The organism is Rhizobium sp. PP-F2F-G48 (assembly GCF_004342335.1).
GTDB lineage: Bacteria > Pseudomonadota > Alphaproteobacteria > Rhizobiales > Rhizobiaceae > Ferranicluibacter.
In genome coordinates, this window is sequence record NZ_SLVH01000008.1 from 121,157 (window position 1) to 143,877 (window position 22,721).

Consider the following 22,721-nt stretch of genomic DNA (forward strand, 5'->3'; position numbering starts at 1 on the left):
GTCATGATGACCGGGTCCTCGGATCGATGAAGCGATAGACGATGTCGGAGAGAAGATTGACCGCAATCGAGATGAGACCGATCAGGAGAACGCTGCCGAGCACGGCATTCATATCGGCAAAGAACAAAGCCGAGGTCAGATACTGGCCGAGGCCCGGCCAGGAAAACACGGTCTCGATCAGCACCGTCCCGTCCAGGAGGCCGCAATAGGCAAGCGCGACGACGGTCAGAAGCTGGACCCGGATGTTCCGGAACGCATGCCGCCAGACGATGGGGCGCTGGCCGAGGCCCTTGGCCCGGGCCGTCAGAATATATTCCTGGCGAAGCTGCTCCAGCATGAAGCTCCGGCTCATCCGGCTGAGATAGGCCATGGCGGCATAGCCGAGAATGATCGCCGGCGCCGCGACATGGTGAAGGGCGCTCCAGAAAACCTCCCACTCGCCCGCCAGCAGCGCGTCGACGATCAGGGAGTTGGTCGGCCCGTCGACCAGTCCTTCATTGTAGATATCGATGCGTCCGCCGCCGGGTATCCAGCCGAGCGTCGCGTAGAACACGAGAATGACGATGGTGCCGAGCCAGAAGATCGGCGTGGAATAGCCCAGCAGCCCGACGACACGCGCGACATGATCGACCCAGGTGCCCTTGCGCACGGCGGCGATGACGCCGAGCGGCACCCCGAAGCCCGCCCCGATCAGCGTGGCGAGCGTCGCCAGTTCCAGCGTTGCCGGGAACACCCGCGCCAGATCGCTTGCGACCGGGTTCTTGGTGACATGCGACTGGCCGAAATCGAGATGGGCGATATCGCCGAGATAGGTGCCGAACTGGACATAGAGCGGCTGGTCGAGACCCATTTCCTTGTAGACGCGATCATACGTCACCTGATCGGCCTGATCGCCGATCACCGCGATGACGGGGTCGGCCGGCACCATGCGGCCGATCACGAAGGTGATCACCAGAAGGCCGAGCAAGGTCGTTGCGATGACGCCGAGGGACGCCGCCAGCTTGCCGGCCCCGGTGAGCAGCGCCGATCTGTCCGGCAGCCTGCTTTCAGTGGTCTGAGTGATGCTCACGACGGTCTCCTTCCTGATCGATGACGGCGATCCCGATCGTCATTCGGCCTTCGTGACCGTGTCCCAGCGGGTGAGCCATGTGGCGTGGCCGACATAGCCCTTGACCAGATTGCGCACGGCCTTGGCGTCCGTCCGCTGGAAAGAGGTGATCAGGGCTGGAGAGGCTGCGAGATAGGCGGCATTGATCCGGGTGTAGAGATCCGCGCGCTTGGACGCGTCGGTCTCGTGGGCTGCGGCCGTCACCATGTCCTGGATCTCCCTGGGCACATCCCAGGCGGAGCGCCAGGCGAGCAATCCGGTGAGCTTGGCCGCGTCGGCATTGTCCGCATTGGTGGCGTAGGAGTTCAGCACGGCATGCGGATCGGGCAGGCGTTCGCCGGAGCGGGCAGAAAACAGTTCGAAGTCCCGCGCCCGGAATTTGCCGATATGGTCGCCGCCCTGAAGATCGAGCTTGATGCCGGCTTTCGCCGCATTGGCGGCCAGCGACTGGGCGACCTCGTATTCGGGCGTGACCGGCGTCGCGTAATAGACCTTGGAGAAGCCGTCGGGATAGCCCGCCTCGGCAAGCAGGGCTTTCGCCTTGTCGATATCCAGCGTGTACGGGTTTTCGCTCGATGCGCCCGGCAGGCCGGCAGGGACGATCGTCTGCTGCTTGACGCCGTAATATTTCATGACGGTACCGGCAAGGCCGTCATAGTCGATGAGGTAGCGGAAGGCCTCGCGGACCTTGGGCTTGGAGAGAATCTCGTCCTTCTGGTTGAGCGCGAGATAGTAGAAGCCGAAGCCGGGCGTCTTCTGGATGGTCACCTTGCCGCCCGCGTCGAGCGCGTTGAGATCGGTGGACGACAGGCGCGTGGCGACATCGATGTCACCGGCCTCGATCTGAAGGCGCTGGGCGGAAGACTCCGGCATGTGCCGGATCAGAACCCGGCGCATGGCCGGCGCCCCCTGCCAGTAATCCTTGAAGGCATCGGCGATCAGAAGCTCGTTCGACCGCCAGGACCGCAGGGCGTAAGGCCCCGAACCGGCATCCGCCGTTTGCAGATAGGCCCGCCCCATATCGCCGTCCTTCTCCTTGTCGGCCAGGAACGCGCTGTCGAGAATGGAGGTGGAGAAGCTTGCAAGCGAGAAGAGAATGAGGTTGGCATTCCAGACCTCGGGCGTCTCGACCACCAGGGTGGCGTCGTCCGTCGCACGGATCAGCGTGTCGACATTGTCGGCGGAAAAGCCCCATTGGCGAAGATCGGTGGAGGGTGCGAGCCCGAGCTTCACGAGGCGGCGCAGCGACCATTCGACATCCTTGGCCGTCAGGCTATTGCCCGAATGGAACGTGACCCCGGAGTGGATCTTGAACGTGAACGTCTTTCCATCCGGCGAGACGGACCAGCTCTCGGCAAGGCCCGGCTGCGGCTCGGAGATCTTGTCGGCCGCCAGGACGACGAGCCGCTCGTAGAGATTGGCAACGACTTCGGCCGATTCGAGCTGGTTCAGCTCGTGCGGATCCAATCCGCGCATCGACGACATGTTGGAGGCGAGGACCAACTGGTCTGCGGGCGTGGCCGCGGCCGCAAACGGTGCAGCAAAGAGGGACAGCGCGGTCGCGGTCGCCAGTGCGATGATAGGGGCTTTGTTCATGTCCGTCTCCTCCGAGGCTCCTCAACCTCATGATTGCAAACTTTCATATCGACAACGATCTGAAATTTGATATATCAGATTTCACAAATTGGGATGGACGTCAACGGGGTTCTCGACATCATGGCTCAAAACACGACGGATGATCGCGGTGACGAAATGTCGAAGCTCGACCCCCGGGTCTTCGCGACCTTGCGGGATCACGTGCACCGCAGCCTGCGCACGGCGATCATCGGCGGGCGCTTCGCCTTCGGGCAGAAGCTGAACGAGCGGCAACTCGCCGAACAGCTCGGCGTGAGCACGACGCCGATCAAGGAGGCCTTGCGCCAGCTGGAGTCCGACGGCTTGGTCGAGACGCAGCCCCGCCGGGGCGTCATCGTCCGTTTCAACGCGACCTGGGCGGAGGAGATGATCCTCGCGAGGGCGGCGCTCGAATCGATGATCGCGCATCTCGCCGCCAAGCGCCGGGAGAGCGAAGAGGGAACGGCGCTGGCGGCGACGGTCAAGCGGATGCGCGAGGCGACGGACAGCGGCGATGTCGATAGCCTGATCCTGCTCAACGAGACCTTTCACGACCAGATCCACATCGCATCGCGCTGTGCCTATCTCGGCAAGCTGATCGAGCGCCAGCAGTTCTACGATGCCGGCACCCGCCGCATCATTCATTCGGATCCCGCAGAGCGCGAAAAGGCTTTTGGGGAACATGCCGCGATTGCGGCCGCGATCACGGCCGGCGATGCGGATCGGGCGGAGCGCACGATGCGCGACCATGTGGTCCGCTCCGGCGAGACCTATCTCGCCATCGTATTCGGTAACAAGGAGAGTTGATGTGACTGACACGCTTCAGGCCGTTCGGACGGCCCTCACCGGCATTTCCGGCGTTCCGGTGACCCCCTATCGTCCCGACGGCAGCGTCGATACCCGGAAACTGACAGACCTCATCGAGCGCCTGGCGGCCGCGCGCGTCCACAACCTGATGGCTGCGGGCAACACCGGCGAGTTCTTCACGCTGACGATGGAGGAAGTCCGCGAGGTACACCGCGTCACCATCCATGCGGCCAACAAGCAGACCCTCGTCAGCGCGGCCGTGGGTCGGTCCCTTTCGGAGGCGAAGGCGCTTGCGCGTGACGCCATCGCGGAAGGGGCGGATGCCATCATGGGGCATCATCCGATGGATCCCTTTGCCGGACCGAGTTACCAGGCCCGCTATTTTCTCGATCTCGCCGATGCCGCCACCGTCCCGCTGATCGCCTATGTGCGCAGCGACAGTTTTTCCATCGATGACTTCCGATCCCTCGCCCTTCACGGCAACATCGCCGGCATCAAGTTCGCGTCCACCAATCTCATGCTGCTTGCCGACATCATCCGCTCCACGCGCGACGCGCCGGCGATCTGGGTCTGCGGCCTGGCCGAAGGATGGGCGCCCGCCTTCTATGCGCTCGGCGCGCGGGGCTTCACCTCCGGGCTGGTCAACGTCTTCCCGGAGCGCAGCCACGCGATCCACCGCGCCCTGGAGGCGGGAGACTATCCGGCCGCCCGAACGCTCATCGACGGCATTGCCGGCTTCGAGGCGCTGCGCACCAAGTACAACAACGGCGCCAACGTGACCGTGGTGAAAGAGGCGCTGGGCATGCTGGGCACCGATGTCGGCCCCGTGCGGGTTCCCGGCGTGACAGCCCTGACGAGCGACGAGCGCTCCCTGCTGCGCGCGATCGTCGATCGCGTCGATACCGAAACCCGCGCCGCCTGACCGGAGACCGAAACGTGCATATCACCAGTCTGAAAACCTATATGCAGCGGGTGGACGAACGTCCGCGGCTGCTTGTGAAGATCGAGACCAGCGAAGGCATTTCCGGCTGGGGCGAGTGCTACAATCACGGCCCCGATCTCGCGCTGCCGCCCTTGCTGGACTACCTGTTCCACCAGATCGAGGGCGAGGACCCGCGCCGCGTGGAGTTCCTGGTCCTGAAGCTCAACCAGCAATGCCGGTTTCCGCCGGGGGCGCTCGGTCTCGCCGCCATCTCGGCGATCGATCATGCGCTGTGGGACATCGCCGGAAAAGCGGCCGGCCTGCCGGTCTACATGCTGCTCGGCGGCAATGTCCGCGACCGCGTCAAGGTCTACTGCGGCGTCTACACCGCGCCCGACCCGGAGCATGCGCGCGACCAGACCCTGCAGCTGCACGAGGATTATGGCTATACGGCCTTCAAGATCAGCCCCTACCGGCGGGACCTGCACAAGGGGCGCTGGGGCGAACTGGTGCGGGAAACCGGCGACTATTTCGGCCGCATCCGGGAGATAACGCCCTCGGATTTCGAGTTCGCCTTCGACGCGCATGCCAAGATCTTCGAGCCCTACCAGGCGATCCAGCTTGCCGCCGCCATCGCCTCCCATGATCCGCTGTTCTACGAGGAGCCGATCCGGCCGGAGCACATACCCGCCTGGAGCGAACTGAAATCCAAGATCAACGTCCCGCTCGCGACGGGCGAATCCCTCTATTCCCGCTTCGAGTTTCTGGCACTGCTCAACGCACGGGGTGCCGACATCATCCAGCCCGATATCTGCGTCGTCGGCGGCGTCACGGAAATGCGCCGGATCGCCACCCTTGCCGAGGCCCACTACGTCACGGTCGCGCCCCACAATCCGATGGGTCCGCTGGCCACCGCCGTCAATATCCATTTCTGCGCGGCCCAACCCAATTTCAAGATCCTCGAATTCAAGCCGCACGTGCACGCACCCTGGGCACTCGACCCCTACATGCCTGTCGACGGACATATGGAGCTGCGCCCCGATCGCCCGGGATGGGGTCTCGAAATCGACGAGGCGTGTCTTGCCAAGGACGACTATGTCCATTGGGAGCGCAAGATCACCCGCAAACCCGATGGATCGACGGCCTATCCATGACGCGGCGCGCGCGCCGGGCACCGGCCGGATAAGACGACCCGCGCGCCGGGGACCCCCATGCGCGCGCACCGTCAACGCTTTCGGATGATGACACGCGGGACACGGTTTGCCCGTGCCCCGCGTGGTGTGGTGTGGTGCGGTCCTCAGGCCGCGAACTGGTTCATCGTGTTGTGCGAGCCGCCGGCCTTCAGGGCCGCTTCGCCGGCGAAATAGTCCTTGTGGTCGTCGCCGAGGTCGGAGCCGGCCATGTTCTGGTGCTTGACGCAGGCGATGCCTTCGCGGATCTCCTTGCGCTGGACGCCCTTGACATAGCCGAGCATGCCGGCCTCGCCGAAATACGCCTTCGCCAGATTGTCCGTCGACAGGGCCGCCGTGTGGTAGGTCGGCAGGGTGATCAGGTGGTGGAAGATGCCGGCGCGCGCGGCCGCATCGCGCTGGAACGTCCGGATGCGCTCGTCCGCTTCCTGCCCGAGCGGCGTCGCGTCGTAATCGACGCTCATCAGCCGGGCGCGATCGTAGGCGGAGACGTCCTTGCCCGCCTGGCTCCAGGCGTCGAACACCTGCTGGCGGAAGTTCAGGGTCCAGTTGAACGAGGGCGAGTTGTTGTAGACCAGCTTCGCATCGGGAACGACGGCGCGAACGCGATCGACCATGCCGGCGATCTGCTCGATATGCGGCTTTTCCGTCTCGATCCACAACAGGTCGGCGCCGTTCTGCAGCGAGGTGATACAATCGAGGACGCAGCGGTCGGCCCCCGTGCCGTCGCGGAACTGGTAGAGGTTGGACGGCAGGCGCTTCGGGCGCATCAGCTTGCCGCCGCGGTTGATGATGACATCGCCGTTGAGCGAGCTGATATCGGCAACCTCCTCGCAATCGAGATAGGAATTGTAGAGATCGCCGATATCGCCGGCCTGCGTGCTGACGGCGATCTGCTTGGTGAGGCCCGCGCCGAGCGAGTCCGTGCGGGCGACGATGATGCCGTTGTCGATGCCGAGTTCGAGGAAGGCATAGCGGCAGGCCCGGATCTTCGCGATGAAATCCTCGTGGGGAACCGTGACCTTGCCGTCCTGGTGGCCGCACTGCTTTTCGTCGGAAACCTGGTTTTCGATCTGCAACGCGCAGGCGCCGGCCTCGATCATCTTCTTGGCCAGAAGATAGGTCGCCTCGGCATTGCCGAACCCGGCATCGATATCGGCGATAATGGGAACGACGTGGGTCTGGTAGGTCTCGACCGCGTGCTGCAGCTGGCGCTCTCTGGCGATGTCGCCGGCCGCGCGGGCCGCATCGATCTCGCGGAACAGCATGCCGAGTTCGCGGGCATCGGCCTGCCGCAGGAAGGTATAGAGCTCCTCGATCAGCGCGGGAACGCTGGTCTTCTCATGCATGGACTGGTCCGGCAGCGGGCCGAATTCGGAGCGCAGCGCCGCGACCATCCAGCCGGAGAGGTAGAGATAGCGGCCCTTGGTCGTGCCGAAATGCTTCTTGATCGAGATCATCTTCTGCTGGGCGATGAAGCCGTGCCAGCAGCCGAGCGACTGGGTATAGTTGGCCGGATCGGCATCGTAGGCGGCCATGTCGCGGCGCATGATGTCGGCGGTGTAGCGCGCGATGTCGAGGCCGGTCTTGAAGCGGTTCTGCAACCGCATCCGGGTCACGGCCTCCGGGGTGATGCCGCTCCAGGTGGCGTTTTCGGCAATCAGGTCTTCGATCTGCCGGATGTCGGTCTTGTAGGCCATGAGAATGCTCCTTGGATGTCGATGGACCCGGTGTAGGGCAGCCGTGAGGTCAATGTCAGGGCCTTCGGTGTGCACTTGTCAAACCTTACAAATTTTGCTTGTAATGTTGTAAGGATGGAGAACGCCATGTCGGAGAAGCAGGGTGTGTATGTGGGCGCGCGCCTGCGGCGGCTGCGGCGCAATCTCGGGCTGACCCAGTCGGAGATGGCGGGGGACCTCGAAATCTCCGCGTCCTACGTGGCGTTGATGGAGCGCAATCACCGCCCGGTGACGGCGGAGGTGCTGCTGCGGCTGGCGCGTTCCTACAAGATCGACATGGCCGAGCTTGCCGGCGATGGCGGTGCCGATCATTCCGCGCGGCTGCAGAGCGTCATGAAGGACCCGATCTTTGCCGACATCGATCTCTCGACGACCGAGATCTCGGAGGTCGCAAACGGCTTTCCCGGCTTCAGCGAGGCGCTGCTGCGGCTCTACACGGCCTATCGCGAGGAGCAGATCGCGCTGGCCGAGCGCCTGCCGGGACAGGGCGCCCAGAGGCCGGAGGCGGTCGATCCGGTGGCCGCGACGCGCCGTTTTCTCGCCGCCCGCCGCAACAGCTTTCCCATGCTCGACACGGTGGCGGAAAAGCTCGCGGCGACGGTGCAGGACAAAGGCGGCATCCCGCCCTATCTGCTCGAACGCCACGGCCTGCGCATCCGCCGCCTGCCCTCCTCCATCATGTCGGACTCGCTGCGGCGTCACGACCTGCACCGCAAGCAGATCCTGCTCGATGAATCGCTCGACATGGCAAGCCAGCAGTTCCAGCTCGCCCAGCAGCTCGCCTATCTCGAATTCGGCAAGGAGATCGCGGATGCGGTCGAGGAGGGGCATTTCCAATCGGAAACCAGTGCCCGGCTCGCCCGCCGCGCGCTGGCAAGCTATGCCGCCGCCGCCCTTCTGATGCCCTACACCGCCTTTGCCAAGGCGGTGGAAACGCGGCGATACGATCTCGCCGCACTGTCGCGCCAGTTCGTCACCAGTTTCGAGCAGACGGCGCACAGGCTGACGACGCTGCAGAAGCCGGGACAGGAGCGCGTGCCGTTCTTCTTCATCCGGCTGGATGCGGCCGGCAACGTGTCCAAGCGGCTGGATGGCGCGCATTTCCCCTTTTCGGCCTCGGGTGGCGGCTGTCCGCTCTGGAACGTGCATCAGGTCTTTCGCATGCCGGGCGAGATCCTCACCCAGTGGCTGGAATTTCCCGATGGCCAGCGCTTCTTCTCGATCGCCCGCACGGTCAGCGCCGGCGGCGGCGCCCATGGCGTCACGCGGGTCGACCGGGCCGTGGCGCTGGTCTGCGATGCCCAGCATGCCGATCGCCTCGTCTATACCAGGCCCGACAGCGACCGCACGCCGACGCTGGTCGGCATCGCCTGCCGCCTCTGCCAGCGGGCCACCTGCACCTCGCGCGCGGAACCCCCGATCGGCCGCCAGATCCTCATCGACGACTATCGCCGCACCGCCGCCCCCTTCGGCTTTGCCGACACCTGAACGGGCAAGCATCGGTTTCCGCTGATATATAAGCATCTTCACGAAAATGTCACACTCCGCAAACCAAACGTTCAGTTCCCGCTGCCAAGGTCGGTCACGACCGCTTTCGGAGACCGCGATGAGTGCCCAGCTGGAAACGTTTTCGCCCCGTCGCCCGGGCCGCAAACCGATCGTCCCCCTGTCGAAACGCGTGATGGAAACGGCCCTGCAGCCGATCGTCGAGGCGACGACCGGGATCTGCTTCGGTTACGAGTCGCTGATGCGGGGCTTCGATCGGCTCGGCTTCCCGTCACCGCTGGCGCTCCTCGACCGCGCGCAGGAAACCGGCGAGCTTCTGGCGCTGGAGCATATGGTCATCGGCCGGGCGCTTGCCGCCTTTGCCGCCCTCCCCGGCGTTCACCAACGCACCCTCTTCATCAATTTCGACACGCGGCTGATCGGCGTCCATGACGAGGCGATCCTCGACCGGCTCGACGCCCATCTGAAGCGCATCGGCATTTCGCCCTCCAGCCTCTGCTTCGAATTGTCGGAGCGGCACGACAGCGAGACGATCGCCGCCTTCGACACGCTGCTCGACCGGCTGCGGCAGCGCGGCTTCAAGCTGGCGATCGACGATTTCGGCGCGGGCTATAGCGGCCTGCATCTCCTGTCGCGCGCGACCGTCGATTACCTCAAGATCGATCGCCATTTCGTCTCGAAGATCGAGAGCCTGCCGCGAAACCGGCAACTGGTGAAGCATATCGTGACGATGGCGCACAAGCTCGGCGCCCGCGTGATCGCCGAGGGCGTGGAGACCGAGGCCGAGTTCCACATCTGCCGCGATCTCGGCTGCGACCTGCTGCAGGGCTATTTCGTCGCCCTGCCGACCGTCTGCCATGCGGATCTGAAACCGAGCTATCCGCATCTCGTCCAGGCCGACGATACGCGGCGGCGCACGGCCTCGGCCGATAGCGTGCTGATCCGCAGACAGGTCGAGCCTCTGCCGACGGTGCAGGAAAGCGCCAGCCTCGACACGATCTTCGAGCTGTTCCGCACGTCGCCCCGTCAGGCCTTCTTTCCCGTCGTGAACGCGAACAACGAGCCGCGCGGCATCATTCACGAATATCACCTGAAGGAGATGATCTACCACCCGTTCGGTCGGGATCTCCTGCAGAACAAGGACTATCAGCGCCGCGTTTCGAGCTTTTCCACGCCGGCACCGGTGGCCGACGTCAACATGCCGGCCCATGAGATGCTCGATATCTTCACCGGCGCAAACGGCAGCGACTGCCTGATCCTGACGGAGAACATGCGCTATGCCGGCGTGCTCTCCTCCGCCTCGCTGCTGCGCATCATCAGCGAGAAGCAGCTGACCTTCGCGCGCGACCAGAACCCCTTGAGCGGCCTGCCGGGCAACCGTTCCATCCGCGATCACGTGCACGAGGCCATGCTCGACGGCGACCGGACGCGCCTTTTCTGCTACTGCGATTTCGACAATTTCAAGCCCTTCAACGACCGCTACGGCTTCCACCGCGGCGATGCCGCCATCACCCTGTTTGCCGCCCTCCTGCGCCGCCACTTCATCGGCGACGGCGATTTCGTCGGCCATGTCGGCGGCGACGACTTCTTCGTCGGCCTGTCGGACGTCTCACCGGACGCTGTGGCCGAGGTGCTGACGCGGCTCCTGCGCGGCTTTGCCGACGAGGTCAGGGATCTCTACCCCGAGGACGACCGCCGCCGCGGCGTCATCACCGGGCAGGATCGCACGGGCACGGAGCAGACCTACCCGCTGATGCGCTGCAGCGTCGGCGTTCTCGTGCTGGACGAGGGTGAGATCCTCACGGACATCAACGCCGTCACCACCCGCGTCGCCGAACTGAAAAGTCGCGCCAAGGCCAGCCGCTCGGGTCTGGTGACCGACCGGCTGGCCTGACGCGGAAAGGGTCGGCCGCGCCGTGCGGCAGAGACGATGCCAGCATCGCCGGTCTTCCCGGCCCTCTTCGGCTCTTGCGATCCCCTCTGCTGGCAGTGGCCGCGTGCGCCAGGGGTGAAGGGAGGGGCCCCGGCGCGCGTTTTGCGCTATGGAGGGACACAAGCCCCGACGACGACGCAACCGAGAGATCGCCCATGACCCAGCCCGAAACGCTCTTCACCCATGCCCGGCTGATCGACGGCACGCTCTGCGACATCACCGTTGCCGGCGGGCGAATCACCGCGATCGCACCGGCCGGCACGCCGTCCGCGATCGCGCAGATCGTCGAGATCGGCGGCGCCCTGCTGGTGCCGGGCTTCGTCGAGGGGCATACCCATCTCGATACCAGCTTTTACGGCGACCGCTGGATCCCGCACCGGCCCTGCACGGACGGCTTCGACGTGCAGGAGCGCGTGGCGTTCCAGGCCGAGAACATGGCCTCGGCCGCGCCGATGGAGCGCCGGGCGCGCGACCAGCTCGACCTCTGCATCGCCCAGGGCTCGTTGCAGATGCGCAGCCATGTCATGGTCGACGGCTCCGTCGGGCTGGCCTCGCTGGAAACGATCCTCGCCGTGCGCGAGGACTATCGGGACCTGATCGACATCCAGCTCGTCGCCTTTCCGCAATCGGGCATCCTCAAGAGCCCCGGCACGCCGGAGCTGCTCGATGCCGCGCTTCGCCTCGGCGCGGATCTCGTCGGCGGCCTCGACCCCGCCAGCTTCGACCGCGACGTGAACGGGCATCTCGACGTGGTCTTCGGTCTCGCCGAAAAGCACGGCACCGATATCGACATCCATCTGCACGAGGCGGGCACGCTCGGCGCCGTCACCATCGAGGCGATCTGCGCGCGGACCACAGCCCTCGGCATGCAGGGGCATGTCGCCATCAGCCATGCCTATGGCATCGGCGATCTCGCCCCCGATCCGGCCCGTCGCCTGGCCGCCGGGATCGCCCGCGCCGGCGTCTCCATCATGACCAACGCGCCCGGCAACCATGCCTTTCCGCCGGTGGCGCTGCTGCGCGCGGAAGGCGTCGTGGTCTTTGCCGGCAGCGACAACATCCGCGACAGCTGGTGGCCCTATGGCGATGGCGACATGCTGCGCCGCGCCGAAATCATCGGCTACCGCTCCGGCTTCTACACCGATGCCGAGCTGGCCGCCGCCTTCGACGTGGTCACTGCGGCCGGCGCGCAGGCTCTGCGGCTGGAGGGCTACGGCATCGCGGTCGGCGCGCGGGCCGATTTCGTCACCCTCGATGCGGACCACGTGCCGCTCGCCGTCGTCTCGGTGCCGAAAGGGCGGCGGGTGTTCAAGGCCGGCCGGCTGGTGGCGGCGGACGGAAAGGTGCTCCGCTAGCACAACACCTGCCCCGGCATCCCGTGGCGCGGAACGCTGCCACAGGCGCCGAACGCTGCCACAAAAGCGACGATTGCCGACGCTAGAGTTTCGGCGCAACAAGGAATGAAACATGCGCCTGCCGATCCTGATCCTGCCCGTTCTGATGACCGCGACCCTTGCCCAGACCTCGTCTGCCCATGCTTCTTCCGACGATGCCTGGGCGGCGTTCAACCTCAAGGTCGCGGAGACCTGCGCTGCGGCCAGCGGGCTGAAACACGCGCATGTCTCCGAGATCGTCGGCTTCGACGATACGCTCGGCAAGGTGGCCACGCTGGTGAGCGGCGTCTATCCGCAGAAGGCGCTGAAGGGCGCGCATGGCAAGATGCTCTGCATCTTCGACAAGGCCACGGGCAAGGCCTGGACCGACGAGGCCAAGGGCTGGAACGCCCCCGACCTGCGCTGACGCCGCCGGGGCGCCTTTCGCGGGACCGCGCCGTTGCAGTTCGCCGGCACAAGGCTTAGGCATGGGAGCGATCGAGAAAGGGAAGCGTAAGCTTACCTTTCCAATGCCCGACCCGACACGCCCGCAGAGACGGCAGAAGACCTTGCTATGCCCGACATCGACATTCTAGACGGGACTCCGTCGTCTCCGACGTCACGCCCGCGCACATCATGACAGCCCGCATCATGACCGCCAAAAGCCGCGGCTATCTCTACGTCCTCCTCGCCGTCACGATTTTTGCCGGTCAGGATGCCTTCTCGAAGCTGCTCGGGGAGAAGTACCCGCCCATCATGGTGGTGATGGTGCGGTTCTGGGCCTTCGCGCTGTTCGTCATGGTCATGGCGGCGATGTCGCCGGGCGGGCTGAAACGCGCCTTCGTCACCCGCCGGCCCGTGCTCCAGGCCTTCCGCGGCGTGCTTCTGGTCGGCGAAGTGGTGGTCGTCGTCTTCGCGCTCGTCACGGCCGGCCTTGCCATGAGCCAGGCCATCCTGCAGGCGACGCCGCTGATCGTCACCGTGCTGTCCGTGCCGCTGCTCGGCGAGAAGGTCGGCTGGCGGCGCGGGCTGGCGGTGCTTGCCGGCCTGTTCGGCGTGTTCGTCATTCTCGATCCGCTGTCGGTGCAGTTCGACCTGCGCCTGCTCGTGCCGCTCGCCGCCGCCTTCATGTACGGCTTCTACAGCATCGCCACGCGGGCGGTGAGCCGCGACGATTCCGCCATGACCAGCGTCCTCTATGCCGGCGTGTTCGGGGCCATCGCGGCCACGCTGGTCGGCCCGTTCTACTGGACGCCCATCGCGCCGGCCGACTGGCCCGCCATGATCGCGCTCTGCATCTGCGGCGCCACCAGCCATTACTTCCTCATCAAGGCCTATGGCCTGCTGACGGCGGTCGAGGTGCAGCCGTTGACCTATCTGCAGCTCGTCTTCAGCGGCGGCGTCGCGGTGGTCTTCTTCGGCGAGACGGTGACGGTCAACATGATCGTCGGCGCCGTCATCGTCGTCGGCGCCGGCCTCTTCACCGTCTGGCGCGAGCACCGCGTGAACCTGCGATCCGCCCGATAGCGAGGATCCCGGTCTTTGCCGCAGTCTCCGACCCTGACGCGAGCCCGCTTCGGCTGGACACGCTCTAGCCTTTGCGCGGATCGACCAGCAGCCCGGTCGAAAGCGCCCGAAACGCCTCGATCGCCTTCGGCAGCACGCGGGCCGCGTCGTCGCTTGCGGCGATCCACAGCGCGGCATTGAGCGCGGCGCCGCTGATCAGCCGGGCGGCGGCCTCGGCATCGACCGGCTTGACGATGCCGCCCGCAATCAGCCGCTCGATCGTGCGCTTCGTCACCTGCAGACACGTGTCCTGGCTCGGCCATTGCGAGGGATCGCCCAGCACCGCCGGCCCGTCGAGAAGAACGATGCGCTGCACGTCCGGGTCGAGCGACATCTCGATATAGGCCGTGCCCTCGGCCAGAAGTCCCGCCCAGTCGTCCGCCATCTGCGCGCCCACAGCCTGCGCCCGCGCCGCCATCTCGCCGTCGATCTGGTCGACGACGGCGGCGAACAGGCCCTTCTTGTCGCCGAAATTGTGGTAGAGCGCGCCGCGCGTCAGCCCCACCTCGGCCGTCAGTTCGTCCATCGAGGCGGCGGCATAGCCTTTTTCGGCAAAGGCCCGGCGCCCGGCGGCGATCAGCTTCGCCCGGTTTTCCTCCATGGTCTGCGCCCGCGTCTTCGCCATCCGGTTTCCCCTCTTTCGGCCCTTACTTCACATACGAAACGTATCTGTGATTGACATACGCCGCGTATGTGACTATCTCTCTACATACGCACCGTATCTGAATTTCGATGCGCCCGGAAGCCGTCCCGTTTCGGCTTGCCCTCCAGTCCCAGACAAGGATCCACACCATGACCACCCGCCAGGCCATCTTTCCCGCCGACCGCCATGCGCTCTACGAAAAACACGGCTACTCCGCCGCCATCCGCTCCGGCGAACTCCTGTTCGTCTCCGGCCAGGTCGGCAGCCGCACCGACGGCTCTCCCGAGCCGGACTTCGCCACCCAGGTCGAACGGGCGTTCGAAAACCTGGAGGCGACGCTTGCCGCAGCCGGCTGCACCTTCGACGACGTGGTGGACGTCACCACCTTCCACACCGACCCGGAGCGCCAGTTCGAAACCATATTGCCGATCAAGTCGCGCTATTTCAGCACGCAACCCTACCCCGCCTGGACGGCGATCGGCATCACCTGGCTCTCCGGCTTCGATTTCGAAATCAAGGTCATCGCCCGCATCCCCTAGGCCGGAGATGACCCCTCCCGGCGCGCCTTGATGAAATCGATGAAGGCGCGCAGCGGGCTCGGCACCAGGCGGCGGCCGGGATAGTAGAGGAACGGGCCGGGAAAGCGCGGCCACCAGTCCTCCAGCACCGGCTCCAGCGCGCCGGTGTCGAAATGCGGCTGCAGCCAGGCGTCGAACAGCGAGACGATGCCGAGCCCGTCGATCGCTGCGGCAACGCCGAGATCCGAGCCGCCGCCGGCCTGCACGATCAGCTGCGGCGCCGGATCGACGCGGACGGTCTCCGCCCCGCGCTCGAACTCCCAGGGCATGACGGAGCGCCCGGCAAAGCGGCTGCGGATGCAGGCATGGGCCAGAAGATCGCGCGGATGCGCCGGCCGGCCCCGCGCGTCGAGATAGGAAGGTGCCGCGGCCGTTGCGAACCGCTGCTCGCGCGGGCCGATCGGCACTGCGATCATGTCCTGCTCCAGCCGCTCGTCATAGCGGATACCGGCATCGCAGCCGGCGGCGTTGATGTCCACGAAGGTCTCGTCGGTCAGGATCTCCAGCCGGATCTCCGGATAGGCCTTGAGGAAGGCCGGGACGATCTGCGGCAGGATCAGCCGCGCCGCGCTGATCGGCACGTTGAGCTTCAGGCTTCCCGCCGGCCGCTCGCCGAGACCGACGACATGGCGCAGCGCCGCATCGATCTCGCGCATGGCGGGGTTGACCCGCTCGATCAGCGCCCGCCCCGCCTCCGTCGCCACCACGCTGCGCGTCGTCCGGTTGAGCAGCCTCGTGCCGAGCTGCGCCTCGAGCCGGCGCACCGCATCGCTCAGTGCCGAGGCGCTGCTGCCGGACGCCCGCGCCGCCTCGCGAAAGCCGCCCGCGGCCGCCACGCTCAGAAACGCCTTCACGTCCCCCATCTCGAACCCGCCATCCTCGATCACGCCGCCACCCGCCATTGTCCGCCCATCCGCACAAGCTGTGCACATTGCCACGGATTATCAAGCGCCCCCGCGCGCGCTATCTCTCCATCATCATCACATCAGCATCAACATAAGAGGGTCCCATGACCGATATCCACACTGCCGGCACCTATCGCCTCGGCGATTTCACCGTTTCGCGTCTCGGCTATGGTGCGATGCAGCTCGCCGGCAAGGGCGTGTTCGGCCCGCCGCGCGACCGGGAAGAGGCGATCGCCGTGCTGCGGGACGCGGTGGAAAGCGGCGTCGATCATATCGACACCAGCGATTTCTACGGCCCGCATATCACCAACCGGATCATCCGCGAGGCGCTGCACCCCTATCCCGAGAATCTCGTCATCGTCACCAAGATCGGCGCCGTGCGCGGCGCTGATGCCTCCTGGAACCCGGCCTTCTCGAAGGACGCGCTGACGAAAGCCGTGCACGAAAACCGCGACAATCTCGGGCTGGAAACGCTCCCCGTCGTCAATCTGCGCGCCATGTTCGATGTGCACGGCCCGGCCGAAGGCTCGATCGCGGCACCGCTCGCCGTGCTGGCGGAGCTACAGGCGGAGGGCCTCATCCGCCATATCGGCCTCTCCAACGTCACCCCGGCGCAGATCGCCGAGGGCCGCGGGATCGCCGAGATCGTCTGCGTGCAGAACCAGTACAATCTCGTCCATCGCGGCGACGATGCGCTGATCGACGACCTCGCCGCGGCCGGCATCGCCTATGTGCCGTTCTTCCCGCTCGGCGGCTTCTCGCCGCTGCAATCGGCGACGCTGACCGATGTCGCCGCCGATCTCGGCGCCACCCCCCTGCAGGTGGCGCTCGCCTGGCTCCTCGCCCGCAGCCCCAACATCCTCCTCATCCCCGGCACATCCTCGCGCATCCACCTGCGCGAAAACCTCGCCGCCGCCGATCTCGCCCTGTCGGCGGAAACCCTCGCCCGCCTCGACGCCATCGCCACCGCCACCGCCACCGCGGGGTGAGGGAGACGCGCGCCCCATCCCAGCCCCACTGCGTCAACATGCCGGATGTCATCGCCAGCGGTTCCGGGATAGGTCTGCCGCCATCCTGAAACCTCTCAGAATGAAAAACCGCGAGATATCCGCCATGTGGGATTGGTTCCCGATCGTCTTCTTTCCGCTCAAGCTCATCGTGCTCGGCACCGGCATGTTCTTCGCGATCAAATGGCATCGCGACCAGGAAAAGAAGAAATAGGACGACACCCGCCCGTCAGCGCCCGTCGATCGGACAGGCGCTGACGGTTTCGGTTGCCCCGCGCCTTACGCCGCCGCGCCGAGGGTTCCGTGGGGGTCGAGCACGTATTTGGTTGCGGCACCCTGGTCGAAGCTCTCATAGCCTTCCGCCGCCGCGTCGAGCGGGATGATCTTGGCGTTGACGATGTCGGCGATGGGCAGGCGGTCGTGGAGGATGGCCTGCATCAGCTGGCGATTGTACTTCAGCACCGGCGTCTGGCCGGTGTGGAAGGACTGCGCCTTGGCCCAGCCGAGCCCGAAGCGCAGCGACAGGCTGCCGCGCCGGGCCGCATCGTCCACGGCGCCGGGGTCTTCGGTGACGTAGAGGCCGGGAATGCCGATCGAGCCGGCGGCGCGCGTGATCTCCATCATCTGGTTGAGCACGATCGCCGGCTGCTCGCCGCCCGCATGGCCGCGCGCCTCGAAGCCGACCGCGTCGATGGCGCTGTCCACTTCGTCCGTGCCGATCACCTGCGCGATCATGTCGCCCAGCCGGTCGCTCTTCGAGAGGTCCACCGGCTCGAAGCCGACCTTTGCCGCATGCGCCAGGCGCTCCTTGTTGAAATCGCCGATCATGACGACGGCGGCGCCGAGGATGCGGGCCGAGGCCGCCGCGGCCAGGCCGACCGGGCCGGCGCCCGCGACATAGACGGTCGAGCCGACGCCGACGCCCGCCTTCACCGCGCCGTGAAAGCCGGTCGGCAGGATGTCGGAGAGCATGGTGAGGTCGCGGATCTTCGACATGGCCCGGTCGCGATCGGGGAATTTCAACAGGTTGAAATCGGCATAGGGAATGGTGACGTAGCGGGCCTGCCCGCCGATCCAGCCGCCCATGTCGACATAGCCATAGGCGCCGCCGGCGCGCGACGGGTTGACCGTCAGGCACACCCCGGTGTCCTGCGACTTGCAGCAGCGGCAGCGGCCGCAGGCGACGTTGAAGGGCACGGAGACGACGTCGCCGACGGACAGCATCTCGACGTCGACGCCTTTCTCGATCACCTCGCCGGTGATCTCGTGGCCGAGCACGAGGCCCGGCAGCGCGGAGGTCCGGCCGCGCACCATGTGCTGGTCCGAGCCGCAGATATTGGTGGAGATGACCTTCAGGATCACACCGTGCTCGATCCGCCGACCGTCCGGCGCCTCCAGCTTCGGATCGTCGATGTCACGGACTTCCACCTTGCCGGGTCGCAGATAGACGACGCCTCTGTTCCTGCTCATGCGATTTCCTCCTCGATTGATGTCCCGCGCGATCGTCTCGATCCGCGGCAGATCCCGCTCCGCCCGCGCTCCTCCGCGAACGGCTGGGGGCCGTCAGGTCCCGGTCCGGGTTCCGGGTCCGGGACATGGCGAGCAGATCACGGACACGGCGCACAGGCAACCGGAGAAGCGACATGCGTGCCCTGCCCCACGACATCGGCAGGCCTTGGGGCGGCGCCGCACGCCGCACGCCGCCCTGCCGTCAGGCGTGCGCCGGCGCCGCCGGCTGGCGGGTGGCGTGGTAGAGGCGCCCCTGGCGTTCGGAAAGATCGTCCCAAAGCGCGCGCGCGGCCGGATCGGGCGGAATTTCCTCGGCAAGCCGGGTCATGGCCTCGGCGGTTTCCTCGAAGCCGCCGTACCAGCCGGCCCCCACCGCCGCCGACATGCCGGCGCCCAGCGCCGAGGCCTCGTTGGACAGGCTGCGGATGACGGGCAGGCCCGTCGCATCGGCCACCATCTGGCGCCAGAGCCGGCTTTCGGCGCCGCCGCCGATCACGAAGAGGCGGTCCGCCCGGGCGCCGCTCTCGCGCATCTTGGCCAGCGACCGGGCGAATTCGAGCGTGATCGCCTCCATCGAGGCGCGATAGAGATGGCCGATTCCCGTGTCGGGACCCATGCCGGAAAAGGTGGCCCGCGCGGTATCGTCCCAGTGCGGGTCCATGCAGCCGACGAGATAGGAGCAGACGGTGACGCCGTTCGAGCCGACCGGAAGCCGGATCGCCTCGGCTTCCAGCCGCTCGAACACGCCGGGATCGCCCCGCCCGCCGGCAAAGGCGTCGAGCAGCCAGTTGAAGAAATAGGTGCCGCCGCGCTGGCAGCTTTCGAGCAGATAGCCCTTGCCGCTCGGCGACACCAGCGTGCGCCAGGCGTTGCTGAGCTCTGGCGTGGCCGACCACAGGCCGCCGACCACGGCCGTGCCGAGATTGAGATAGACGGCGCCCGCATTGATGGCGTTGACGCCGAGCCCGGCGCAATTGCCGTCGCCGCCACCGGCAAAGACCGGCGTTCCCGGCCGAAGTCCGGTGGCAGCCGCCGCCGTGGCGGTGATCTGCCCGATCGCCGCGCCCGGCGCATGGAGGGAGGGCAGTTTGTCGGAGGGGATGTCGAGGTGATCGAGGATCTCGCGCGACCAGCGCTTGGTGCGGATGTCGAGAATGCCGAACGGATCGGCGCTCGTCCAGCTGGCCGAGGCCTCGCCGGTCAGCTTCAGCGTCAGGAAATCATGGACGCTGAGAATGCGGGCGGCCCTCTCGAGAAGGGCCGGCTCGCGCTCGCGGAAATAGCGCAGGCGGTAGACGCAGGGGATGACATCGACCGGCTTGCCGGAAATCGCATGCAGCCGGTCGGCGCCGAGCTCGCCGGCCAGCACCGGCACGAGGTCGTGGGCGCGCCGGTCGAGCCAGAGGGTCGCCGGGGCAAGTGGCCGGTCTTGCGCATCGACGAGCACCATGGTCTCGCGCTGGTTGGAAATGGCGATGCCGTCGATGCGCTCCGGATCCACCTGCCGCATCAGCGATTGCAGCGCGGTGCAGGTCGCGGTCCACCAGTCCAAGGCATTCTGCTCGGCCTGCATGGGGCCCGGCGTGCTGATCGTCAGCGGCGCCCGGCCCTCCGCATGAGAGCGGCCGTCCGCGGTCCAGGCGATCGCCTTGACCGACTGGGTGGACGAATCGATTCCGATGACCAAACGGTCGCGATCAGGCATGCAGGGCTCCTCCTCGACAGCGAGAGGCAGGCGTGCGACGGCGCGCGCCCGGCAGCACGGACCGGATCTCCTCCCCCGGCCCGCACCCTCTCGTATGAAACCTTCGACGACACGTTCAGTCTTTCCGTACCAGTCTCTTCAGGCCGTGCCCGTCTTTTCAGGCCGTGCCTGCCGCGGCGATCAGGGCTTCCGCGGTTGCCATGTCGGTGATGAAATGGGTGACGTAGTCCGCCTCGAGCGTGGCGATGATCGCCTTGATCTTCGACGGCCCCCCGGCCACGCAGATGCGGCTCGGAATGTTCTTCAGCTCGTCCAGCGTGATGCCGACGATGCGCTCGTCGTGCGGGCCGCCGACGGCGCCGCCATGGGCGTCGATGAAGCGGCCGATGATCACGGCCGTCGCGCCCCGCGCCACATAGTCGTCGATCTCCTCCGGCTCGCCGATACCCGCCTGCCGCACCGTGCTTTTCGGCCCGATGTCGCCGACGCCAAAGAGGATGCGGTTGGCCGAGTGGACGAGGTCCATCTGCTTCAGGAGCACCGGCTCGGCGAGCAGCAGCGCCTTCAGCGCCTTGGTCGACAAGACGGCCGGCGCCAGAAGGTTGACGCAGCGCGCATGGATGCGGTTCGACAGGATCGAGGTGCAGAGTTCCGGCGAGAAATCCGCCTCCCCGGTCGAGCTGCCCGACACCTGCACCACCGTGAGATTGCGCACCGGCCGCGTCAGCGAAATCTGGTCGGCCACCGCCAGCACCGTGCGCCCCCAGGCGACGCCGATCGTGTCGCCGTCTTCCATCTGGTCGGCCAGCACCCGCGCGCCGGCATCGCCCAGCCGCTGCACCAGCGCCTGCTCGTCGCCGTCCGGAATGACGAAGGCGCCGGCGAGCCCGAACGTGTCCATGAGCGCGCGCGCGACGCGCGTGCGGTTGCCGGCCTTCGGGTTGATGTGGACCGAGACGATGCCGCGTTCGCGCGCCTCCTGCAGGTAGTTGACGATCGTCGCGCGGGAGACGTTCAGCCGTTTGGCGATCTCGCTCTGCGTCATCTGGTCGGCATAATAGAGCCAGGCCGCCCACATGATGGAATCGTCGAATTCCGTCGGCACGAGCATGCCCTTTTCCGCATCGGTCCGGTCTGATGTCTTCGCCTTGGCCATGGATCTATCTGACGCCGATATTGTCATTTGTCAACTTCTGCTGTCTTGTGTCTTGACATATGACATCGCCTGTTGTCATTTGAACGGAAGGCGAGGAGGCCCTGCAGATATGGAACGTGGAACGATGGACACGGCGCTCGCCACGCGCGCCGGCTGGACGACGCTGATCGACGACATCGTCGCGGGCCGATGGACCAATCCCGAGACGGGCGAGCTTGCCAGCGTTCCCTACGAGACCATCGTCATCGAGGAGAGCCTCGACGGCGCGGAGGCGGATCTGGTGGCCGGCCTCAGGCTCGGGGAACGCTTCACCGTCGTCACCGACACCAACAGCTGGGACGCGATGGGCGACCGCGTCGCGACGGCGCTCCGGCGTCTCGGGCCGGTGGAAACCGTGGTTCTCGATCATCCCCATGCCGACATGGCGAACGCCGAAGACCTGCGCCAGACGCTGCACGGCGCCGATGCCGTCGTCGCGGTCGGCTCCGGCACGATCAACGATCTCGTGAAGTTCGTCACCGGCCAGGCCGGCAAGCGCTATGCCGTCTTCGGCACCGCGGCATCGATGAACGGCTACACCTCGACCACGGCCTCAATCACGCTCGACAGCGGATTAAAGGTCTCCCTGCCCTCGCAGGGGCCGGCGGGCTTCTTCGTCGATCTCGGCGTCAGCGCCCGCGCGCCGCGCCATCTGTCGGCGGCGGGTTTTGCCGATTGCCTCGTGCGCTCGGTCGCGCAGGTCGACTGGTGGATGTCGCACCGGCTGCTGTCCACGCTCTATTCCACGGTCCCCTACATCATCCAGGAGAAGGACGAGGCGGAGCTCAACGCCCGCGCCGCCGGCATCGCCACGGGCGACATCGCGGCGAACGGCTATCTCCACCGCGTCCTGACCCTGTGCGGCCTCGGCGTGTCGTTTACCGGCATGTCCAATCACGGCTCCATGGGCGAGCATCAGATCTCCCACTATATCGACTGCTTTGCCGGCGCCGATCATCCCGGCACGCTGCATGGCCAGCAGGTCGGCGTCGCCACGCTGTCGATGGCGCGGCTGCAGCGCCACTTCCTCGACAGCGAGACGGCACCGGTCATCCGCCCGACGCGGATCGACCCGGCCGACATGGCCCGGCGCATGGGGCCGGATATCGCGGCGCAGTGCTTTGCCGAGCTGAAGGGCAAGGTCTTCGACGACGAGGGCGCGGCCCGCATCAACGAGAAATTCGCCGCGCTCTGGCCGACGCTGCGGGCGGAGCTCAACGCCTTCGCCCTGCCCGTCGCCGAGATGGAGCGGCTCCTGTCGGATGCCGGCGGCGCGATGACCGCAGCCGATCTCGGCCTGCCCGTCGCGCGCTATCGCGAGGCGGTGATCCACAGCCGCGAGATGCGCAATCGCTATTCCTTCCTCGATGTCGCGGCGGATGCCGGCATTCTCGAGGATTTCGCCGCCGGGGAGGCCTGAC

20 protein-coding genes are annotated in these 22,721 nt (G+C 66.4%); 12 read left to right on the plus strand and 8 right to left on the minus strand.

All coding sequences use genetic code 11. From position 1 onward, the window contains the following. Position 1: 1 nt before the first annotated feature. Together C8J36_RS17895 and C8J36_RS17900 are read right to left on the minus strand one after the other, a co-directional pair. The gene (locus C8J36_RS17895; protein ID WP_132536753.1) at positions 2-1,069 is read right to left on the minus strand and encodes an ABC transporter permease; all 1,068 of its coding nucleotides are present in this window, start codon (positions 1,067-1,069) and stop codon (positions 2-4) included. Between the two features lie 39 nt (positions 1,070-1,108). Then, entirely contained in the window at positions 1,109-2,704 is a 1,596-nt protein-coding gene (locus tag C8J36_RS17900) for an ABC transporter substrate-binding protein (protein ID WP_132536754.1), read from the minus strand. Positions 2,705-2,860: 156 nt separating this feature from the next. Here C8J36_RS17900 and C8J36_RS17905 point away from each other — a divergent pair, with 156 nt between their 5' ends. From C8J36_RS17905 to C8J36_RS17915, 3 genes are read left to right on the plus strand one after another with little or no spacing between them, the layout of a single operon-like run. Beyond that, positions 2,861-3,529 carry a GntR family transcriptional regulator gene (locus C8J36_RS17905; protein WP_245506612.1) on the plus strand — a complete coding sequence of 223 codons (669 nt, stop codon included), beginning with the start codon at positions 2,861-2,863 and terminating at the stop codon, positions 3,527-3,529. 1 nt (position 3,530) lies between these two features. Further along, a complete protein-coding gene (locus tag C8J36_RS17910; RefSeq protein WP_245506613.1) occupies positions 3,531-4,451 on the plus strand; it encodes a dihydrodipicolinate synthase family protein in 921 nt (306 codons plus the stop codon). Positions 4,452-4,465: 14 nt separating this feature from the next. Next, positions 4,466-5,605: a mandelate racemase/muconate lactonizing enzyme family protein gene (locus C8J36_RS17915; RefSeq protein WP_132536756.1), complete on the plus strand. Its 1,140-nt coding sequence runs from the start codon at positions 4,466-4,468 to the stop codon at positions 5,603-5,605. Positions 5,606-5,748: 143 nt separating this feature from the next. On the opposite strand, the gene C8J36_RS17920 is transcribed toward C8J36_RS17915, so the two are convergent. Then, positions 5,749-7,341 (minus strand): isocitrate lyase, encoded by a 1,593-nt coding sequence (locus C8J36_RS17920; protein ID WP_132536757.1) that lies wholly within the window; start codon positions 7,339-7,341, stop codon positions 5,749-5,751. Positions 7,342-7,467: 126 nt separating this feature from the next. Between C8J36_RS17920 and C8J36_RS17925 the strand changes: the two genes are divergently transcribed. The 5 genes from C8J36_RS17925 (at position 7,468) to C8J36_RS17945 (ending at position 13,719) form a co-directional block, all read left to right on the plus strand. Continuing rightward, entirely contained in the window at positions 7,468-8,868 is a 1,401-nt protein-coding gene (locus tag C8J36_RS17925) for a helix-turn-helix transcriptional regulator (RefSeq protein ID WP_132536758.1), read from the plus strand. A gap of 118 nt (positions 8,869-8,986) precedes the next feature. Beyond that, positions 8,987-10,780, plus strand: a complete 1,794-nt coding sequence (locus C8J36_RS17930; protein WP_132536759.1) for a GGDEF domain-containing protein — start codon at positions 8,987-8,989, stop codon at positions 10,778-10,780. A gap of 194 nt (positions 10,781-10,974) precedes the next feature. Further along, positions 10,975-12,174 carry an amidohydrolase family protein gene (locus tag C8J36_RS17935; RefSeq protein WP_132536760.1) on the plus strand — a complete coding sequence of 400 codons (1,200 nt, stop codon included), beginning with the start codon at positions 10,975-10,977 and terminating at the stop codon, positions 12,172-12,174. 112 nt (positions 12,175-12,286) lie between these two features. After that, a complete protein-coding gene (locus tag C8J36_RS17940; RefSeq protein WP_207897561.1) occupies positions 12,287-12,619 on the plus strand; it encodes a hypothetical protein in 333 nt (110 codons plus the stop codon). A gap of 224 nt (positions 12,620-12,843) precedes the next feature. Next, on the plus strand, positions 12,844-13,719 hold the full coding sequence (locus C8J36_RS17945) for a DMT family transporter (RefSeq protein ID WP_132536761.1): 876 nt from the start codon (positions 12,844-12,846) through the stop codon (positions 13,717-13,719). 64 nt (positions 13,720-13,783) lie between these two features. Here C8J36_RS17945 and C8J36_RS17950 read toward each other — a convergent pair whose 3' ends face one another. Then, positions 13,784-14,383 carry a TetR/AcrR family transcriptional regulator gene (locus tag C8J36_RS17950; RefSeq protein WP_062597195.1) on the minus strand — a complete coding sequence of 200 codons (600 nt, stop codon included), beginning with the start codon at positions 14,381-14,383 and terminating at the stop codon, positions 13,784-13,786. A gap of 167 nt (positions 14,384-14,550) precedes the next feature. On the opposite strand from C8J36_RS17950, the gene C8J36_RS17955 reads away from it, so the two are divergent. Next, on the plus strand, positions 14,551-14,940 hold the full coding sequence (locus tag C8J36_RS17955; protein WP_132536762.1) for a RidA family protein: 390 nt from the start codon (positions 14,551-14,553) through the stop codon (positions 14,938-14,940). On the opposite strand, the gene C8J36_RS17960 is transcribed toward C8J36_RS17955, so the two are convergent. Further along, the gene (locus tag C8J36_RS17960; protein ID WP_245506614.1) at positions 14,937-15,881 is read right to left on the minus strand and encodes a LysR substrate-binding domain-containing protein; all 945 of its coding nucleotides are present in this window, start codon (positions 15,879-15,881) and stop codon (positions 14,937-14,939) included. The two genes, C8J36_RS17955 and C8J36_RS17960, sit on opposite strands and share 4 nt — an antisense overlap. Before the next feature lie 107 nt (positions 15,882-15,988). Here C8J36_RS17960 and C8J36_RS17965 point away from each other — a divergent pair, with 107 nt between their 5' ends. Next, positions 15,989-16,873 (plus strand): aldo/keto reductase family oxidoreductase, encoded by an 885-nt coding sequence (locus C8J36_RS17965; protein ID WP_132536763.1) that lies wholly within the window; start codon positions 15,989-15,991, stop codon positions 16,871-16,873. Between the two features lie 100 nt (positions 16,874-16,973). After that, positions 16,974-17,105, plus strand: a complete 132-nt coding sequence (locus tag C8J36_RS25630) for a hypothetical protein (protein WP_281029251.1) — start codon at positions 16,974-16,976, stop codon at positions 17,103-17,105. A 65-nt stretch (positions 17,106-17,170) separates the two neighbouring features. On the opposite strand, the gene fdhA is transcribed toward C8J36_RS25630, so the two are convergent. The 3 genes from fdhA to C8J36_RS17985 form a co-directional block, all read right to left on the minus strand. Next, the gene (gene fdhA / locus C8J36_RS17975) at positions 17,171-18,361 is read right to left on the minus strand and encodes a formaldehyde dehydrogenase, glutathione-independent (RefSeq protein ID WP_132536764.1); all 1,191 of its coding nucleotides are present in this window, start codon (positions 18,359-18,361) and stop codon (positions 17,171-17,173) included. A gap of 241 nt (positions 18,362-18,602) precedes the next feature. Then, complete coding sequence (locus C8J36_RS17980; protein ID WP_132536765.1) at positions 18,603-20,105, minus strand: FGGY-family carbohydrate kinase; 1,503 nt, start codon at positions 20,103-20,105, stop codon at positions 18,603-18,605. A gap of 157 nt (positions 20,106-20,262) precedes the next feature. Then, positions 20,263-21,261 carry a sugar-binding transcriptional regulator gene (locus C8J36_RS17985; RefSeq protein WP_165915102.1) on the minus strand — a complete coding sequence of 333 codons (999 nt, stop codon included), beginning with the start codon at positions 21,259-21,261 and terminating at the stop codon, positions 20,263-20,265. Positions 21,262-21,370: 109 nt separating this feature from the next. On the opposite strand from C8J36_RS17985, the gene C8J36_RS17990 reads away from it, so the two are divergent. Next, entirely contained in the window at positions 21,371-22,720 is a 1,350-nt protein-coding gene (locus tag C8J36_RS17990) for a sn-glycerol-1-phosphate dehydrogenase (protein ID WP_132536767.1), read from the plus strand. Position 22,721 lies beyond the last annotated feature (1 nt).

What these genes read in the sequence shown, in the direction of transcription:
- C8J36_RS17925 (WP_132536758.1), top strand. Translation starts at nt 7,468, where the DNA reads ATGTCGGAGAAGCAGGGTGTGTATGTGGGCGCGCGCCTGCGGCGGCTG.
- C8J36_RS17960 (WP_245506614.1), bottom strand. Translation starts at nt 15,881, where the DNA reads ATGGCGGGTGGCGGCGTGATCGAGGATGGCGGGTTCGAGATGGGGGAC.
- C8J36_RS17950 (WP_062597195.1), bottom strand. Translation starts at nt 14,383, where the DNA reads ATGGCGAAGACGCGGGCGCAGACCATGGAGGAAAACCGGGCGAAGCTG.
- C8J36_RS17905 (WP_245506612.1), top strand. Translation starts at nt 2,861, where the DNA reads ATGTCGAAGCTCGACCCCCGGGTCTTCGCGACCTTGCGGGATCACGTG.
- C8J36_RS17955 (WP_132536762.1), top strand. Translation starts at nt 14,551, where the DNA reads ATGACCACCCGCCAGGCCATCTTTCCCGCCGACCGCCATGCGCTCTAC.
- C8J36_RS17980 (WP_132536765.1), bottom strand. Translation starts at nt 20,105, where the DNA reads ATGCCTGATCGCGACCGTTTGGTCATCGGAATCGATTCGTCCACCCAG.
- C8J36_RS17945 (WP_132536761.1), top strand. Translation starts at nt 12,844, where the DNA reads ATGACCGCCAAAAGCCGCGGCTATCTCTACGTCCTCCTCGCCGTCACG.
- C8J36_RS17990 (WP_132536767.1), top strand. Translation starts at nt 21,371, where the DNA reads ATGGAACGTGGAACGATGGACACGGCGCTCGCCACGCGCGCCGGCTGG.
- C8J36_RS25630 (WP_281029251.1), top strand. Translation starts at nt 16,974, where the DNA reads ATGAAAAACCGCGAGATATCCGCCATGTGGGATTGGTTCCCGATCGTC.
- C8J36_RS17900 (WP_132536754.1), bottom strand. Translation starts at nt 2,704, where the DNA reads ATGAACAAAGCCCCTATCATCGCACTGGCGACCGCGACCGCGCTGTCC.
- fdhA (WP_132536764.1), bottom strand. Translation starts at nt 18,361, where the DNA reads ATGAGCAGGAACAGAGGCGTCGTCTATCTGCGACCCGGCAAGGTGGAA.
- C8J36_RS17920 (WP_132536757.1), bottom strand. Translation starts at nt 7,341, where the DNA reads ATGGCCTACAAGACCGACATCCGGCAGATCGAAGACCTGATTGCCGAA.
- C8J36_RS17935 (WP_132536760.1), top strand. Translation starts at nt 10,975, where the DNA reads ATGACCCAGCCCGAAACGCTCTTCACCCATGCCCGGCTGATCGACGGC.
- C8J36_RS17930 (WP_132536759.1), top strand. Translation starts at nt 8,987, where the DNA reads ATGAGTGCCCAGCTGGAAACGTTTTCGCCCCGTCGCCCGGGCCGCAAA.
- C8J36_RS17985 (WP_165915102.1), bottom strand. Translation starts at nt 21,261, where the DNA reads ATGGCCAAGGCGAAGACATCAGACCGGACCGATGCGGAAAAGGGCATG.
- C8J36_RS17965 (WP_132536763.1), top strand. Translation starts at nt 15,989, where the DNA reads ATGACCGATATCCACACTGCCGGCACCTATCGCCTCGGCGATTTCACC.
- C8J36_RS17940 (WP_207897561.1), top strand. Translation starts at nt 12,287, where the DNA reads ATGCGCCTGCCGATCCTGATCCTGCCCGTTCTGATGACCGCGACCCTT.